Genomic DNA, 15,194 nt, shown 5'->3' on the forward strand with positions numbered 1-15,194 from the left:
TCAAACAGGGGCCTGACCGATGACGATCCGCGACTTTCCGACCCGCCGCCGTGCGCGGGCCTGGCTGACCGCCAGCACCGGCATGCTGGCGGCGTTGCTGGCAACCAACCCGGCGCAGGCGCAGGGCGCCGCAGCGAACACGCAGGGTGCCGCGCCCATCGTGCAGCCCGGTTCGCCGGGGCAGGATGGCCGGGCGCTCACCCCGGCACAGGCCATCGCGCTCGCCGATACCAGATATTCGCCCGCCGATATCGCCTTCATGCGCAACATGATCCTGCATCACCGCCAGGCGGTGGAGATGGCGGCGCTGATCGGCGCGCGGACCAACAATCCCGATATCGTGGCGCTCGGCGGCAGGATTACCGCCTCGCAGGAGGACGAGCTTGCCTTCATGCGCGAATGGCTGGGCGAACGCGGCGTGGCCGTGCCCGCGGCGGGCGCGGCGCTGGTGCATGGCGGTGCGGGTCACAGCGGCATGGACCATGCCGCAATGAACCACGCCGGAATGGAAGGGATCGCCATGAGCGGCATGGCCACACCCGAACAGATGGCGGAGTTGCGCGGCGCGAAGGGGACGGCGTTCGACCGCCGGTTCCTGACCCTGATGATCGCCCATCACGAAGGCGCGGTGGAAATGGTGGAAGACCTGCTGGAACAGCCCGGCAGCGCCTATGACCCGCGCCTGTTCGAATTCACGAGCGAGGTGACGAACGACCAGACCACCGAGATCGAGCGCATGACGGCGGTGCTGGCCAGCCTGTCCAGCGATCCCCGCGCCGGCCTTGCCGCAGGCTTCCGCGATGCAGGTGAAGCGGCCAGCAACATGCGCCTGCTGGCCGCCCTGCCCAAGCCGGACGGCTTCTTCGATCCGGCCAATCCGGCGGGACTTGCTCCGCCGAAGAAGGCTGCGGGAAAGCCAGCGGGGGCGGAAGCATCGGCGGACGACGATGCGGCTGAAAGGGGTGAGGAGGAAAGCAAGACGGAGTTTTCCGAACGGTCGCCGCTTCTCGACTTTGCCAACACGGACCTCGCCTTTTCCGGCGATACGCTGGTTGCAGGCAATTATCATGGTTTCAACATCTATGATCTGAGAGCCGACGGGCTGCCCACGCTGGTCAGTTCGGTCGTCTGTCCGGGCGGACAGGGCGACGTATCCATCCTCGGCGACCTGCTGATCATGTCGGTCGAACAGACGCGCGGGCGCGTCGACTGCGGGTTGCAGGGCGTTGCGGGGGATGTCAGCGCGGACCGCTTCCGCGGGATCAGGATCTTCGACATCGCGGACCGGACCCGCCCCCGGCAGGTCGGGCAGGTGCAGACCTGCCGGGGGTCGCACACCCATTCGGTGGTCCGGCAGGATAGCGGCAATCTGCTGGTCTATGTCTCCGGCACCAGCAGCATTCGCGACGAGGAGGAACTGGCCGGATGCGTCGGGGCCGAACCCGGCGACGACCGCACCGCATTGTTCCGCATCGATGTGGTGGAAATCCCGCTTGCCGATCCGGGGAACGCGCGCATCATCGACAGCCCTGCCGTCTTCGCGGACGAGGCGACCGGCCGCCTCGCCGGACTATGGGCCGGCGGCGATCACGGCGAGAACACGCAGGATACCAGGCGCACGGACCATTGCCACGACATCACCGTGTTCCCTGCCCGCAATATCGCAGCCGGTGCATGTTCGGGCAATGGCATCATCTTCGACATCTCCGATCCACGGAGGCCGAAGCGGATCGACGAGGTGGTCGACAAGGGATTCGCCTATTGGCACTCCGCCACTTTCAACAATGACGGCTCGAAAGTGCTGTTTACCGACGAATGGGGCGGCGGATCGCGCCCGCGTTGCCGGGCACGCGACCCGATGAACTGGGGCGCCGATGCCATTTACGACATCGTGGATGGCGAACTTGAATTCCGCAGCCTGTACAAATTGCCGGCGCCGCAAGGCGAAACCGAGAATTGCGTGGCGCATAATGGCTCTATCATTCCGGTTCCGGGCCGCGATATCTTTCTGCAGGCGTGGTATCAGGGCGGCATCTCCCTCGTGGATTTCACCGACAGTGCCAATCCGGTCGAGATTGCTTATTTCGATCGCGGTCCGATCAGCGCGGAACAGGCGGTGCTGGGCGGGTACTGGTCGGCCTACTGGTACGCTGGCCGCATCTACGCCACCGAAATCACGCGCGGACTGGACGTGCTGGCGCTTGAGCCGAGCGAATTCCTGTCGGAAGCCGAAATTGCCGCCGCCGCCCTTGCGGACCAGGGCGGGATGTTCAACCCGCAGCAGCAATTTCCCGTCTCATGGCCCGCCAGTCCCGTCGTCGCGCGTGCCTATCTCGACCAGATGGAGCGCGACGGAACCTTGCCGCAATTAAGGCTTTCCGCATTGCGAAGCCTTCTCGACCGTGCAGACCTCCGCATCGCGGCAGCAGCGGATGACTCTGCGCTGGCCGCAGACCTGATGCGCGCCGCCGGCGAACTGCCGAACACGGGCAGCCGCGGTGCAGCGCTGGCCGATACGCTCCGCACGATCGCCGAAAGGCTCTGAACGGACGAGAACAGAACGCCCGATAACAGACCCGCGCCTGGACGGGTGCGGCCTGTTCGCATACAAGTCGTGAGATGATGATGGATGCCCCGCGAGGGCATGAACAATTCAAGTAATTCAAACAGGTTACAACGTCTAACCGGCACTTTGTCGCCACGGTTTCCTGCGGGCTACACGTTCCGGCTGTCTAACCTTTGGCCGCCCCCACGACGCAAAAGAATTACCCCCGATCTGGCGGCAACCGGATCGAGGGCACACAATTCCAAGGGAGCGGAAAAGTTTGCAAAGCCTACCGACAACGGGAGGGCGGCGCAATGACGAACCTTCGCGAGATCGCAACCGCTATGGGCGGCGAGGTAAGCGGCAATCGCGCTTGCTTCCCGACACCGGGGCATAGCAACGCCGATCGGGGCAGCTGGGCAAGCCTTGCACCAGGCGCTCCCGATGGCGTCCTGATCCATTCGAGCAACGGCGGCGACCCGCTGGCAATTAAAGATGAACTGCGCGCTAAGGGCATTCTGCCCGATCGTATGGCCCGCAATGACAATGTTCCCTGGCACGCACCGGAACGGGCAGGATCGCCTGCAAGCGATGGAGCGATGCACCTTGCGCCTGGGCAGCGGATCGTGGCGACTTTCACTTTTGAGGATGCGGCCGGAAATCTGCTCTACCGCAAGCACCGGATCGAACCGGGCGATGATGGGCGCGGCAAGACGTTCCGCTTCGATCGCCCGGACGGCAGGGGAGGATGGCAGAATGGGCAAGGCGACGATCGCATTCCCTACAGACTTCCCGATCTGGTTTCAGCGCCACATGATATGCCGATATTCATGGCTGAGGGCGAAGCGAAAGCCGATAAGCTGGCCGGCTGGGGCTTTCTCGCCACCTCGCACAAGGATTGGAAGAGCTTCGAGTTCAGCGGCTATGTAAAGGGCCGCACGGTCTATATTCTGCCCGACAATGACGAAGCTGGGGCAGCACAAGCGGCAAAGGCGAAAGATGCTGTCGAAAAAGCAGGCGGCACCCCGCACCTGATAGAGCTACCCGGCTTGCCCGACGCTGGCGATATTCTCGATTGGACCGGCACTGCGGCGGACCTGCGCAAACTGATCGACCGTGCTGGCGAAGCGGATGGCTTCGAATCCCTCGACCTTTCCAGCCTTGCCACACAACCTGCCACGGCAAAGCAATTCGTAATCGACCGTCTGGCACCACGGGGCGAAGTGACGCTGTTCACCGGGGCAGGAAGCGCAGGCAAGAGCTTGCTCGCTCAGCAGCTCGCCACGGCAGCAGCGGCGGGCATGCAATGTCTTCGCCTTCCAGTCGACGAAACCCCGGCGATCTATGTCACCTGCGAGGATGATGCACGCGAACTGCATTGGCGGCAGGAACACATCTGCAAAGCTATGGGCGTGCCCATGGCGACTCTTGCCGACAATCTGCACCTGGTAAGCCTCAGGGGCAGGCTCGATAACGCGCTCGGAACATTCGGGCAGGATGGTGCTTTGCGTCCCGCAGCGGCCTACAATCGCCTTGTGGCGAAGATTAGGACAACTTCCTCTCGCTTGGTCCTGCTCGACAACGTGGCGCACCTGTTCACCGGCAACGAAAACGATCGCGGCCAAGTGACGCAATTCGTGAACCTGCTTAACCGGCTCGCTGGCGAAACCGGCGCTGCCATCATCCTGCTGGGGCACCCGTCGAAAGGTTCAAAGCCTGGCGAGAGCGGACACGACTATTCCGGCTCGACGGCATGGCTAAACGCTGTTCGCTCTCACTTCACAATTGAGCACGATCTGGAAACCGACATTCGCACGATCAACGTCGGCAAGGCGAACTATGCAAAGAAGGGCGAGGCGCTCAACTTCCGCTGGCACGACTTCGCTTTCTGGCACGACGACGACCTGCCGGACGATACGCGGGCAGATATGGATGCGACGATAAAGATGAACGGCGAAAACGCTGCATTCATGCGCTGCCTTGAGTCCGCGACAAAGAAGGAAAGGGCAGTCTCACACAACCCCGGCAGCAACTACGCCCCGAAGGTCTTTGCAGCGATGATCGAAGGCAAAGGGCTGTCTCAGACTGCTTTCAAGAATGCCATGGAACGGCTGATCTACTCCGACAAGATTGCGCTCGATCAACCGCTTTGGCGCGGTTCAAATAGGGTGATGAAACAGGGGATAAAAGCGGTCGAAATCTGCACCGCCCCCCCTGCACCGACCCCCTGCATCGACCCGCACGAAACCCGCAGGAATCCTGCACGCTTCAACCCCCCTATATCTAAAGATATAACCGGGGCGGCCAATCGGCCCGCCGCCCCTGATGAAGATGAGGGCTGGATAGGCGAAGCACCCGCCGAAACCGCTGCACGATGGGAGGCTAGGCAATGAGCGCGGCCCGCACCGCTCGCATGATTGCCCGCGACGTTTCACGGCTCAGCCCCGACTGGCGGAACCCCGAGCACTACTTCGAAAACCGCAGCGAGATTGAGCACGCCTTACGCCGCCTCGCCACTGAATTGGAAAGGAGTCTGTGATGGCCGACATTCGCACACTAGTCGAAGGCATGACGCCAGAGCACAAACAGGTTGCGCTCCAGGTGCTCGACGCCTGCACCCGTCCGCTGCAAGTTCGCGAAATCGAGGGACTGCTCAGGCATGGGGGAGTGCCACGGTCGCGGGCGGTAAAGCTGGCCGGCACTCTCAAACACTTTGCCGTGATTGCCGTGATAGGACCGGAAGCGGACGATCATGGCTGAATGGCCCTATAACACCGGCAATTGGAAGCGGCTGCGCAAAGCTCACTTGTCTGCCTTCCCGTTCTGCGAAGGATGCAAGGCGATGGGAAAGCTGCACGTCATCGCTAACACCGTCGATCACCTTCACCCCATAAGTGATGGAGGCAACCCCTTCCCCGGCCATGACGGCCTGCGATCCTACTGCCCTGCCTGTCACTCAGCAAAGACGGCACGGGGCAGGGAGGCGGGTGCAGTTCGATCGGCAAAGCCTCGACGTGGATGCGATGCTGACGGCAACCCGCTCGACGCGGCGCATCCGTGGAAATCGCTCAAAGCTGAGGGGAGAAGAGCGCCGGGGTTCCTTCACAATCAGTTAGTTTCGAAATGCAACCTAAAGGGCCGATCCGATGGGTAAGCGCGGGCCTGGCGACAAGCGGCTGCGTGCTGCTCGCAAGAAGCATGAAGCGGCTGCGATCGCTGCGAACCCTTGGGACAAGGACGGAATGCCTGAGGCGGATCGCGTCATCGCCTTTCTGGAAACCCTACCGATCGTCTCTGGCCTTCGCGCTGGCGAGAAGCTGGAGCTGCTAGAGTTCCAGCGGCAATTCGTGCGCGGCGTCTATGGGCCGCGTGCTGCTGACGATACGCGCCTGATTCGCCTTGCTGCGCTGAGCGTGGCGCGCGGCAACGGTAAATCCGCCCTGCTGTCGGGGCTGTCGCTGGCGCACCTGCTAGGGCCGTGCCATGAACCCTATGGCGAATGCTATGCGGCTGCGCTTGATCGGGAGCAGGCTGGCGTCCTGTATCGGCAGACGCGGGCCTATATCGAGGCAACGCCGTGGATGGCGGCGCGGGTGAACGTTCGCGACCAAACAAAGGAAATCACCGACGAAGAAACCGGCTCAATCTGGCGGGCGCTCACGTCCGACGCTCGCAAGGCGCACGGCCTCGCCCCTTCCTTCTGGGTGGCTGACGAGGTGGCGCAATGGCGCAGCCGGGAACTGTGGGACAATCTGGCGACCGGCATGGGCAAGCGGACGGCCGCGCTAGGCGTCACTATCAGCACCCAGGCTGCTGACGATCTGCATTTCTTTTCCGAGATGCTGGACGGGGAACCCGTGTCGACGGTTTACACGCAGCTGCACGCTGCACCCGATGATTGCGCGCTGGATGATTGCGAAGCCTGGGCCGCAGCCAATCCCGCTTTGGGCGAGTTTTTGAACGACGAGCAATTTGCCGACGCGGCAACGCGGGCGATGCGCTCCCCGTCATTCGCCCCAAGTTTCAGACTATTGCAGCTCAATCAGCGGGTGGCGGCTGAGGGCAGGTTTATCGAACAGGCGGACTGGGATGCGAATGCGGAACCCTTCGACGTTGGCGAGCTGGAGGGCAAGCGGTGCTATGGCGGGCTGGATCTGTCGAGCACCCGCGATCTGACTGCGCTGGCGCTCTACTTTCCCGACGAAGGCAAACTGCTCGCCTGGCACTGGTTTCCTGCTGACACGATCGCCAAGCGGGTCGAGACGGATCGCGTGCCCTATGATCGCTGGGCTGCTGAGGGATGGGCAGAAACCACGGTCGGCAATGCGCGTGACGATCTGGCGATTGCGATGCAATTGGCGGACATTCGCAGCCGGTATGACGTGCAAGGGATCGCCTTCGATCGCTGGCAGATGGCACGGCTGAAGAAGCTGCTGAGCGATGAGGGCATTGACCTGCCGATGACGGACTTTGTGCCCGGCTTCAAGAGCTACGCGGCTGCGGTGGATGCCTTCGAAACGGCGCTGCTGAACCGGCAGATGCAGCACAATGATAACCCGCTGCTGCGCTGGCAGGCGGGCAATGTCATCGTGGAAACCGACAGTGCCGGAAACAGAAAACCGACCAAAGCAAAGAGCCTCGATCGGGTGGATGGGATTGTTTCCGCAATCATGGCCTGCGGCCTCGCCGCTACAGACGAAGGGCCGCAGGTTTATTCAGGCGGTGGCGTGGAGTGGGTTTAGAAGCTCGCCTTTTCACGCCGAAAGCCGTTACGAACCACATGGTGGCATTCTTCATAAAGATCGAGCCAGTATTCTCGACTCTTCGGAACACCTTTTTCGAAAGCACCAATTTTAGACGCCAAGTCGAGAGCTACCCTCTCGACAGAACCCGCATCCGGGAAGTTCGTGATTCTCATATCGTCTGACATTGACCTAGACTCCCTCTGGTCGCATAACACCAAGCAGGACGACCCAGCGCGCCAACGCTGAGCCGCCCCTAACCACAACCGATCAAGTGAGGATCAATCATGGCTACCAATATCCCTACAGGCGGATTCCGCCCTGTCACCCTCCCGTATCAATTTCCCCCCACGCCTGCCGTATCGCGCATCCTGTCGCGGTTCACGCGCGCGGAGCTGCACGGCTTCATCGCGGTGGCGATCGATCTGGCGGACACGTTGGACGGCGATGCCGATCTAGAATGCGAACGGGTGGAAGATGACTTTTTCGCGCCACAATCTGCGCAGCTCGACACCGGACCCGGCTGCCCGATTAGCGATCCCGATAGCAGCGTGGACGATCGCGGCTGCGATGATGACGACATGGACCTGGACGAAGGCTGTTTCGACTCTGGGCAGGAGATTTCAGGCGGTGGAAGCGGCGGCTGCTGAGTGACTTATCCCCGGTCTTTGGCGAGATCGGGTATTATCCGCTTGCCTCATGCAATTGCATCAGCTAGGCCACATGCAAACGCATGAGGTCCGAATGAATATTCAAGATCGAAAAAACCTAGACGAAGCACTGTTCCCGGTGGCCGTCGCTGCTGTCGCGGCGAAAGTTCCGGCCAACACCATTCGCTCCTGGTTTCAGCGCGAACAGGTTACGCTGCAAAGCCGTGATGCAAAGGCTTCGGCAAATGGCCTTCCACACTTGCTGACCCTGCGGAGTGTCCTCGCTTTGGCTGCTACCGCCGAACTGGTGCGGCAGGGCGTGAAGCCGGGGGACGCCTACTCTTCGGCATGCGAATGGATCTACGTTTGCGAGCAATATGAAGGAAAAGAGCGATTGGACGCGGGCCTTTATCCCGACAGTTACACTGTCCTGATTAGCTCACCCTACGGTCGCTCTACCAAAATCGTTGCGGTGCCGCTTGAAGGCGAAGGGAAGCTCTCGATCTCGCTCTTCGACGTGTTCGGGATGCACCGAAACGGCGCTCGCTTGATCTGGCTCGATTTCATCCATCGCGATGCGATCGGCGTTTGTGCGGGCTTCCTGCGTGAAGACTGAGTTTAGCCGATCGACCCGGCTCGCCATGCCCGGCGCTGGCGAAGGAGCATGCCCGGCGCTGCTCCATGTCGAACCCTTTGGCCAACGTCGCGAGACAGTGGGCAATCTGAGCGCCGGGGCACGATGCCCCGGCCACATAGAAGGACTGAAAGCATGAAAACTGCGGAACTGCTAGAGCAGCGCGCGGCCCTGGTGGACCGCATGAACACTGCCCACGAAAAGGACGACAACGCGGCTTTCGAAGCTGCGGAAACCGAATTGCGCACCCTCGATGGCAAGCTGGAACGCCAGCGCAAGATTGATGATGCGGAACGTGCCGAGAGTGGCCGTGCGCTGGTGACGCGAGACGGCGGCGAATTTGCTGAATTGCGCAACCAGAGCCTTGTCGAGACGCTTCGCTATGGTGCTGGAATGCCCGTTGCCGATCGCGCCAAGATCGAGCGCGAGCAGGCGATGCTTGCGGAGCGCGCCGGGGCACCGGCCAAGGGCGTCTATGTTGCCACCGAGGCTTTCGAGCAGCGTGCAGCCATGACTACCGACACGGCTGGCACTGTTACGCCGACCGACTTCCGACCGGACCTGTTCACGTCTGCCCTGACTGCAACGGCGATTGTCACCCGCCTGGGCGCGACAACGCTTTCCGGCCTGACTGGCGATGTTGTCATTCCGCGTGAAACCGGATCGCCTAACGTCGCCTGGGTGAACGAAAATGAGGCGCTGCCGGTCGACGGCGCTTCCTTCGATTCTCTCACCCTGACCCCGCATCACGTCGGCGTCATCACCGAGCTTTCGCGGCAACTGCTCCAGCAGTCATCGCCTCAGGTCGAGCAGCTGGTGCGCAACATGATGAGCCGCAATATCGCGCTGGAAATCGACCGTGCAGCGATCGCGGGCAGCGGAACGGGCGCTGAGCCGCTTGGCATCCTGAACGACGCTGCTGTTCCGTCTGTGGCATTCGACACGGATTTGTTCACGACTTCGGCAAACATGATCGCTGCGGCAGACATTGCGAATGTCGGCACGTCGCGGGCCTTCCTTTCGACCAACGGCGTTCGCGCTGACGCGACGAAGCTGCGCGATGCTGATGGGCACCCGATCACCTTGGCAGAAACTTTCCATGGCGAGACGACCTACTTCACTAATCAGGCACCCGATGAATTGGGTGCAGGCACTGACGAGCACGGGCTGGTCTATGGCGACTGGAACGATCTGCTGATCGGTATCTGGTCGCAGCTCGACATTCTGGTGAACCCGTTTGCAGAGACAGCCTATTCCAAGGGCAACATTCTGGTGCGGGCAATGGCGACTGTGGACTTCGGCGTTCGCCGCCCGGCTTCCTTCGTGAAGGCATCGGGAGTCCTTGTCTAATGAGCGCGGCGGCAACCCTTGAACGGCGTGCAGCCAGCGAGGTTCGCACTTCGGGGCGGCGCATCGAGGGCTATGCTGCCACATTTGAAGCTGAGGCAGACTTGGGAAGTTTTCGGGAGCGCATCGCCCCCGGCGCTTTCCGGTCTGCGCTGACTGGTGATATTCTGGCCTTGCTCGACCACGATCACGGCAAGGTTCTGGGGCGCACCCGCACCGGCAGTCTCACGCTGAAAGAGGACACGCGCGGCCTGGCCTTCGCGCTCGATCTGCCTGACACGGCAGCGGGCCGGGACGTTCTGGCGCTTGCCGAGCGCGGCGATTTGGGCGGAATGTCTTTCGGGTTCACCGTGCCGGATGGCGGCGAAGAATGGGAGGGACGCACCCGCACGCTGCGCACGATCGGCTTGCGCGAAATCAGCGTCGTTTCTGCATGGCCTGCCTATGAAGGCACGGAAATCGCCCTGAGGGCGCTCCAGCGCCATGACGGGGCACACAAGCGCGCAAGGGCGCTTCGGCTGGCGGAGGCACGGCAATGGGCATGATCGCACGCACATTGAGCCTAATGGGCCTTGAACGCCGCAATGATGCTTCCCCGCTGGACCCCAGCTGGCAGGCGCTGGCACCGATGACGGGACACTATGCTGGCGTGTCTGCACGGGCAGCAGAGAATATCTCGACCGTCTTGGCCTGCACCACGGCAATTGCGTCGGCCCTAGCTTACGTTCCGGCGCTTGTTTACCGGCGCGACGGCGGCACGCGATTGGAGCAGCCTATGCACCCGCTGGCACGCCTTGTTCGCGGTGGGCCGAATAGTGCGATGACTTGGCCCGACCTCATCGAGCACTGGATTGCATCGGCGCTACTTACCGGCAATGGCCTTATCGAAATTGAGCGCAATGGCGGCGGGCAGGTTTCCGGCCTGTCATTCATCCCCTGGGGCAATGTCACGGTGCAAGAGCTTTCCAGCGGACGGCTTGCCTATGATATTTCTGACGGCAAGGGCAATTCGCGGCGCCTGCTGGAGGGCGAGGTGCTGCACCTTCGCGACCGCACGAATGATGGCAAAATCGGCGTTTCGCGGCTTTCGCGATCGGCTGACACTGTGACCGGCGTGGAACTGACGAACCGGCACGCTCGCAACTTTCTCGCCAATGGGGCGAATCCTTCGGGCGTAATCAAGCACCCTGGCACTATGACGCCTGAGCAGAAGAACGACCTGCGGCACCAGTTCAATGCGAAGCACGCTGGCGCAAGCAATGCAGGGCGTGCGCTGATACTCGACGGCGGACTGGAATGGCAGGCGGCGCAAATATCGCCTGAGGATGCCGAGCTGCTGGAAACGCGGCGCTTCGGCGTGGAAGAAATTGCCAGGCTGTTCCAGGTGCCGCCGCCGATCGTCGGGGATTACACCCACAACACTTTTACCAATTCCGAGACGGCGGGCCGCTGGTTCGCGACGTTCTGCCTCGCACCCTGGGCACGCAAGATTGAAGCGGAGTTCGCCCGTTCGCTGTTCGCCACTGGCGCACCTTACGAGCTGGAGCTGGACCTATCCGGCTTCCTTCGCGGCGATCCCGAAACCCGCTGGAACGCGCACAAGATCGCACTGGAAACTGGCGTGCTCGATGCTGATGAAGTGCGGCAGGTCGAGGGCTGGAATCCGCGTGCGCGAAGCGAAGCTACACAAGGCAGTTCGGAGGCGGCAGAATAGAGCCATGTCCGGACGCAAAGCCCTTATCTCGAAAGACGATTTAGAGCGGATGGCCTGCGCTGTCGCGGCTCACGGCGTCGTTTTGAAGGGCCGCGTCGATCCGCTGGGCGGGTTCACTTTTACTATGACCCCGCAGGCGGGACAGGCGGCTTCTGCCAATGACGATCTGGACGTGCGGCTAGACGAGTTCGGCGCGTCATGAAAAGCCGCTTCGAATTTGTGACGAGCTTTGCGGATCGGCACGGCAAGCGGCGCTACAGGTTCCGGCGCAAAGGCTTTCCGTCGCACTATTTCAAGGCTCCTTACGGCACCAAAGAGTTCGCCCGCGAATATGCCGCGTGCATGGAAGCAGAAGCACCGGCAATCGGAGCCGAGCGCGTGCGGCCGGGCAGCGTTTCCGATGTCATAGCCCGATATTACAGCGACTCAGCGTTCCTCGACCTGCGACCCGCAACGCAAGCGGTATATCGCGGCGTATTGGAGCGGTTCCGATCGACGTTCGGCAATGATCCTATGCGGGACTTTGATGCGCAGCGTATCCAACGGGTGATGAATGCGATGCGTCACAAGCCGCACGCGGCGACAAGGCTTAGGAAGCTGCTCGCACAGCTATTCATCGTGGCGCGGCGCGAACGGATAGTGCCGGGCACGTTTGATCCTGTAAAGGACACTCGCCCGCCTAAGGCTGAAAGCGAAGGTTATCACCGCTGGACTGAGGACGAGCTTTCTCTGTTCGAAGCTAAGCACCCGCTGGGCACTAAACCCCGCCTGGCCTTTGCGTTGCTGCTCTATGGGGCGCAACGAAGCGGAGACGTGCGCTTTCTGACCCATAGCGCAATCGCTGGCGGTCGCATTCGCTTGAAGCAGAGCAAGACCTCCAACGCTGTCGATGTTCCCGTTGTCGAGCCGCTACGCGAAGCACTGGAAGCGGGGCCGCTGGGCAACCTGCTGCTGCTGGAAAACAAGGATGGCAAGGCGTTTAGCGCGAAGGGCTTTTACAACATGACCAAGCGCGCCTGCATCGCCGCGGGCCTGCCTCATTGCTCAGCGCACGGGCTGCGCAAGGCTGCTGCACGCCGCCTGAGGGACGCTGATTGCAGCGACGAAGAAGGCATGGCGATCACCGGCCACAAGACTGTTCGCGAGTTCCGGCGCTACGCTGGGGACACAGGAAATGCGGCCCGCGCTGATAGCGCAATGGCCAAAGCATACGGGAAGGAAATGTCTAACCCGGCAGAAAAGTTAGACAATGCATCACGCTAACCAATTGGGAGTATTGGTAAAATGACAGGTAAGTGGATGCCCCGCGAGGATTCGAACCTCGATTGACGGAGTCAGAGTCCGTAGTCTTGCCATTAGACGACGGGGCAATCGTGGGGGCCTCTAGAGTGCGGCAATTAACGGGTCAAGGCACTTTTGCCCGCGGTGCCGCAGCGGGATGCTCCGCTTGCCGGCGCGCTGCCGATTGCGGCTGCCCTTGCCCTGCTGCCGCTGCCGCGCTAGCATTCCCGACAGGTCCCCGTGCGAACTGCGCGGGAGGAAAAGAAAGTATCAGATATGGCGGATTCCATTCCGCCGGACGTCACCGACAAGGCTGGTGGCAAGAAAGGCGCAGGATCGGGTAAGGTCGCCGATTTCCGCTACAAGCGTCCCTCCCAGCCCAAACAGCGCCGTCCCGAAAAGTCGGGGCAGCAGGCGCACGGAACCGGCCCGTCGAAGGGGCCCCGTCCGGACCGCAAGCGGCCGCGAAAGGCCGACAAGACGAAGCAGCGGGGTCGCGCCGACGCAAATGGGCAGGATGGCGATCGGCCCACCGGGGCGCAGATCGCAGGCGCCGGACGCAAGCCGAACGCCGCAGGCGGCGCTGGCCATTCCCGAGTGCCCGCCGGGCGGCAGGCCTATGCCGCGCTGGATCTTGGCACCAACAACTGCCGCCTGTTGATCGCGCGCCCTTCAGGGCCGGATTTCACCGTGATCGACGCCTTCAGCCGGGTGGTCAGGCTGGGCGAAGGCCTCGCCATGTCGGGGCGGTTGAGCGATATTGCCATGGACCGGGCATTGGGCGCCCTGCATGTCTGCGCCGAGAAACTGCGCCGCCGGAACGTCCATCTGGCGCGCTCGGTGGCGACCGAGGCCTGCCGGCGCGCGGCGAACGGGGCCCGCTTCATCGAAAGGGTGCGCGAGGAAACCGGGATCGTCCTCGATATCATCTCGGCGCAGGAAGAAGCCCGTCTTGCCGTGCTCGGCTGCCATGTCCTGCTGGAGAGCGGGGCGGGCCAGGCAGTGATCTTCGACATTGGCGGCGGATCGACCGAACTCGTGCTGATCGAACCCGGCGGCCCGGTGCCGCGTATCGTCGATTGGCAAAGCGTGCCCTGGGGCGTCGTCTCGCTGACGGATACCGTCGGCAGGTCCGAAGGTGACACGCGCGATGCACGCCTTGCCCGCTATGCCGAAATGCGGCGGCTCGTCTCGGGCAGCTTCGCGCCCTTCGCCGGGCGGGTCGCCGATGCCGCACGGGGCGAAGACATCCGCCTGCTCGGCACCAGCGGCACGGTGACGACGCTCGCCAGCCTGCATCTCGAACTGCCGCAATATGATCGCCGTGCGGTCGACGGGCTGATCGTCCCCTCGGCATCCATGCGCGGCATCAGCGACCGGCTGTCGGCCATGTCTCCGGCCGAGCGGCGCGCCCTGCCCTGCATCGGAAACGATCGCGCCGACCTGGTCGTGGCGGGCTGCGCGATTCTGGAAAGCATTCTCGATCTCTGGCCAGCCGACCGGCTTGGCGTGGCGGATCGCGGCATACGCGAAGGTATCCTGCGCAGCCTCATGGCTGCGGATCATGCCGATCTGGCGAGGGCAGAAGCATGAGAGGTTCACGCAGCGATCCGGACAAGCGCGTCCGCACGGCGAAGGGCCGCACCGCGTCCAGTACCCGGTGGCTGGAACGGCAATTGAACGATCCTTACGTCAAACAGGCGAAGGCCGACGGCTATCGCAGCCGCGCGGCCTACAAGCTGCTGGAACTGGACGAGCGTTTCGCCCTGGTGAAGGGTGCGAGGCGCGTGGTCGATCTGGGGATCGCGCCGGGCGGCTGGGCACAGGTGGTCCGCAAGATCTCCCCCAAAGCGGCCATCGTCGGGATCGATCTGCTCGAAGTGGAGCCGCTGGAGGGGGTTACCATCCTGCAGATGGATTTCATGGCCGATGCCGCGCCAGACATGCTGACACAGGCGCTGGACGGACCGCCCGATCTGGTCCTGTCGGACATGGCGGCAAATACCGTGGGTCACAAGCAGACCGATCATCTGCGCACCATGGGCCTTGTCGAAGCGGCCGCCGACTTCGCCATCCAGACCTTGGCACCCAATGGCGCCTTCGTGGCGAAGGTACTGGCCGGCGGAACCGACAAGGAACTGCTCGACCTGCTGAAGCGGCATTTCCGCACCGTGAAGCATGCCAAACCGCCCGCCAGCCGCAAAGGCAGTTCGGAATGGTATGTCATCGCGCAAGGCCGCAAACCGCAGGTTTAAGGCATGGCCGGACGCAGAGCTATTGC

General features: G+C 62.5%; 16 protein-coding genes and 1 tRNA gene. 15 read left to right on the plus strand and 2 right to left on the minus strand.

Going from position 1 to position 15,194, the window contains the following annotated elements:
• The first annotated feature begins 19 nt into the window (after positions 1-19).
• From HG250_RS09520 to HG250_RS09545, 6 genes are all read left to right on the plus strand, one after another.
• On the plus strand, positions 20-2,545 hold the full coding sequence (locus HG250_RS09520) for a DUF305 domain-containing protein (RefSeq protein WP_240957041.1): 2,526 nt from the start codon (positions 20-22) through the stop codon (positions 2,543-2,545).
• Positions 2,546-2,859: 314 nt separating this feature from the next.
• Positions 2,860-4,938 carry an AAA family ATPase gene (locus HG250_RS09525; RefSeq protein WP_170005023.1) on the plus strand — a complete coding sequence of 693 codons (2,079 nt, stop codon included), beginning with the start codon at positions 2,860-2,862 and terminating at the stop codon, positions 4,936-4,938.
• The gene (locus HG250_RS09530) at positions 4,935-5,084 is read left to right on the plus strand and encodes a hypothetical protein (RefSeq protein WP_170005025.1); all 150 of its coding nucleotides are present in this window, start codon (positions 4,935-4,937) and stop codon (positions 5,082-5,084) included. Before HG250_RS09525 ends, HG250_RS09530 begins: the two co-directional genes overlap by 4 nt.
• A complete protein-coding gene (locus HG250_RS09535) occupies positions 5,084-5,305 on the plus strand; it encodes a hypothetical protein (RefSeq protein WP_170005027.1) in 222 nt (73 codons plus the stop codon). The genes HG250_RS09530 and HG250_RS09535 overlap by 1 nt, the downstream gene beginning before the upstream one ends.
• A complete protein-coding gene (locus HG250_RS13135; RefSeq protein ID WP_170005029.1) occupies positions 5,298-5,699 on the plus strand; it encodes an HNH endonuclease in 402 nt (133 codons plus the stop codon). Before HG250_RS09535 ends, HG250_RS13135 begins: the two co-directional genes overlap by 8 nt.
• Complete coding sequence (locus HG250_RS09545) at positions 5,692-7,287, plus strand: terminase large subunit (protein WP_170005031.1); 1,596 nt, start codon at positions 5,692-5,694, stop codon at positions 7,285-7,287. Before HG250_RS13135 ends, HG250_RS09545 begins: the two co-directional genes overlap by 8 nt.
• Here HG250_RS09545 and HG250_RS09550 read toward each other — a convergent pair.
• Complete coding sequence (locus tag HG250_RS09550; RefSeq protein WP_170005033.1) at positions 7,284-7,475, minus strand: hypothetical protein; 192 nt, start codon at positions 7,473-7,475, stop codon at positions 7,284-7,286. The genes HG250_RS09545 and HG250_RS09550 overlap by 4 nt on opposite strands.
• Positions 7,476-7,574: 99 nt before the next feature.
• On the opposite strand from HG250_RS09550, the gene HG250_RS09555 reads away from it, so the two are divergent.
• From HG250_RS09555 to HG250_RS09585, 7 genes are all read left to right on the plus strand, one after another.
• On the plus strand, positions 7,575-7,937 hold the full coding sequence (locus HG250_RS09555) for a hypothetical protein (protein WP_170005035.1): 363 nt from the start codon (positions 7,575-7,577) through the stop codon (positions 7,935-7,937).
• A gap of 94 nt (positions 7,938-8,031) precedes the next feature.
• Positions 8,032-8,553, plus strand: coding sequence for a hypothetical protein (locus HG250_RS09560; protein ID WP_170005037.1), 522 nt, complete (start codon positions 8,032-8,034; stop codon positions 8,551-8,553).
• Between the two features lie 153 nt (positions 8,554-8,706).
• Positions 8,707-9,921, plus strand: coding sequence for a phage major capsid protein (locus HG250_RS09565; protein WP_170005039.1), 1,215 nt, complete (start codon positions 8,707-8,709; stop codon positions 9,919-9,921).
• Entirely contained in the window at positions 9,921-10,463 is a 543-nt protein-coding gene (locus tag HG250_RS09570) for an HK97 family phage prohead protease (protein ID WP_170005041.1), read from the plus strand. The genes HG250_RS09565 and HG250_RS09570 overlap by 1 nt, the downstream gene beginning before the upstream one ends.
• Positions 10,460-11,632, plus strand: a complete 1,173-nt coding sequence (locus HG250_RS09575; RefSeq protein ID WP_240957042.1) for a phage portal protein — start codon at positions 10,460-10,462, stop codon at positions 11,630-11,632. The genes HG250_RS09570 and HG250_RS09575 overlap by 4 nt, the downstream gene beginning before the upstream one ends.
• 4 nt (positions 11,633-11,636) lie before the next feature.
• Positions 11,637-11,834 carry a hypothetical protein gene (locus HG250_RS09580; RefSeq protein WP_170005046.1) on the plus strand — a complete coding sequence of 66 codons (198 nt, stop codon included), beginning with the start codon at positions 11,637-11,639 and terminating at the stop codon, positions 11,832-11,834.
• A complete protein-coding gene (locus tag HG250_RS09585) occupies positions 11,831-12,895 on the plus strand; it encodes a tyrosine-type recombinase/integrase (protein WP_170005048.1) in 1,065 nt (354 codons plus the stop codon). Before HG250_RS09580 ends, HG250_RS09585 begins: the two co-directional genes overlap by 4 nt.
• Before the next feature lie 33 nt (positions 12,896-12,928).
• Here the strand turns inward: HG250_RS09585 and HG250_RS09590 are convergent.
• Positions 12,929-13,002 (minus strand) — tRNA-Gln (locus tag HG250_RS09590).
• A gap of 187 nt (positions 13,003-13,189) precedes the next feature.
• Between HG250_RS09590 and HG250_RS09595 the strand changes: the two genes are divergently transcribed.
• Together HG250_RS09595 and HG250_RS09600 are read left to right on the plus strand one after the other, a co-directional pair.
• A complete protein-coding gene (locus HG250_RS09595; protein ID WP_170005050.1) occupies positions 13,190-14,506 on the plus strand; it encodes a Ppx/GppA phosphatase family protein in 1,317 nt (438 codons plus the stop codon).
• Entirely contained in the window at positions 14,503-15,168 is a 666-nt protein-coding gene (locus tag HG250_RS09600; protein WP_170005052.1) for an RlmE family RNA methyltransferase, read from the plus strand. The genes HG250_RS09595 and HG250_RS09600 overlap by 4 nt, the downstream gene beginning before the upstream one ends.
• Positions 15,169-15,194 lie beyond the last annotated feature (26 nt).

The organism is Pseudopontixanthobacter vadosimaris (genome assembly GCF_012979275.1).
GTDB classification, from domain to species: Bacteria; Pseudomonadota; Alphaproteobacteria; order Sphingomonadales; family Sphingomonadaceae; genus Pseudopontixanthobacter; species Pseudopontixanthobacter vadosimaris.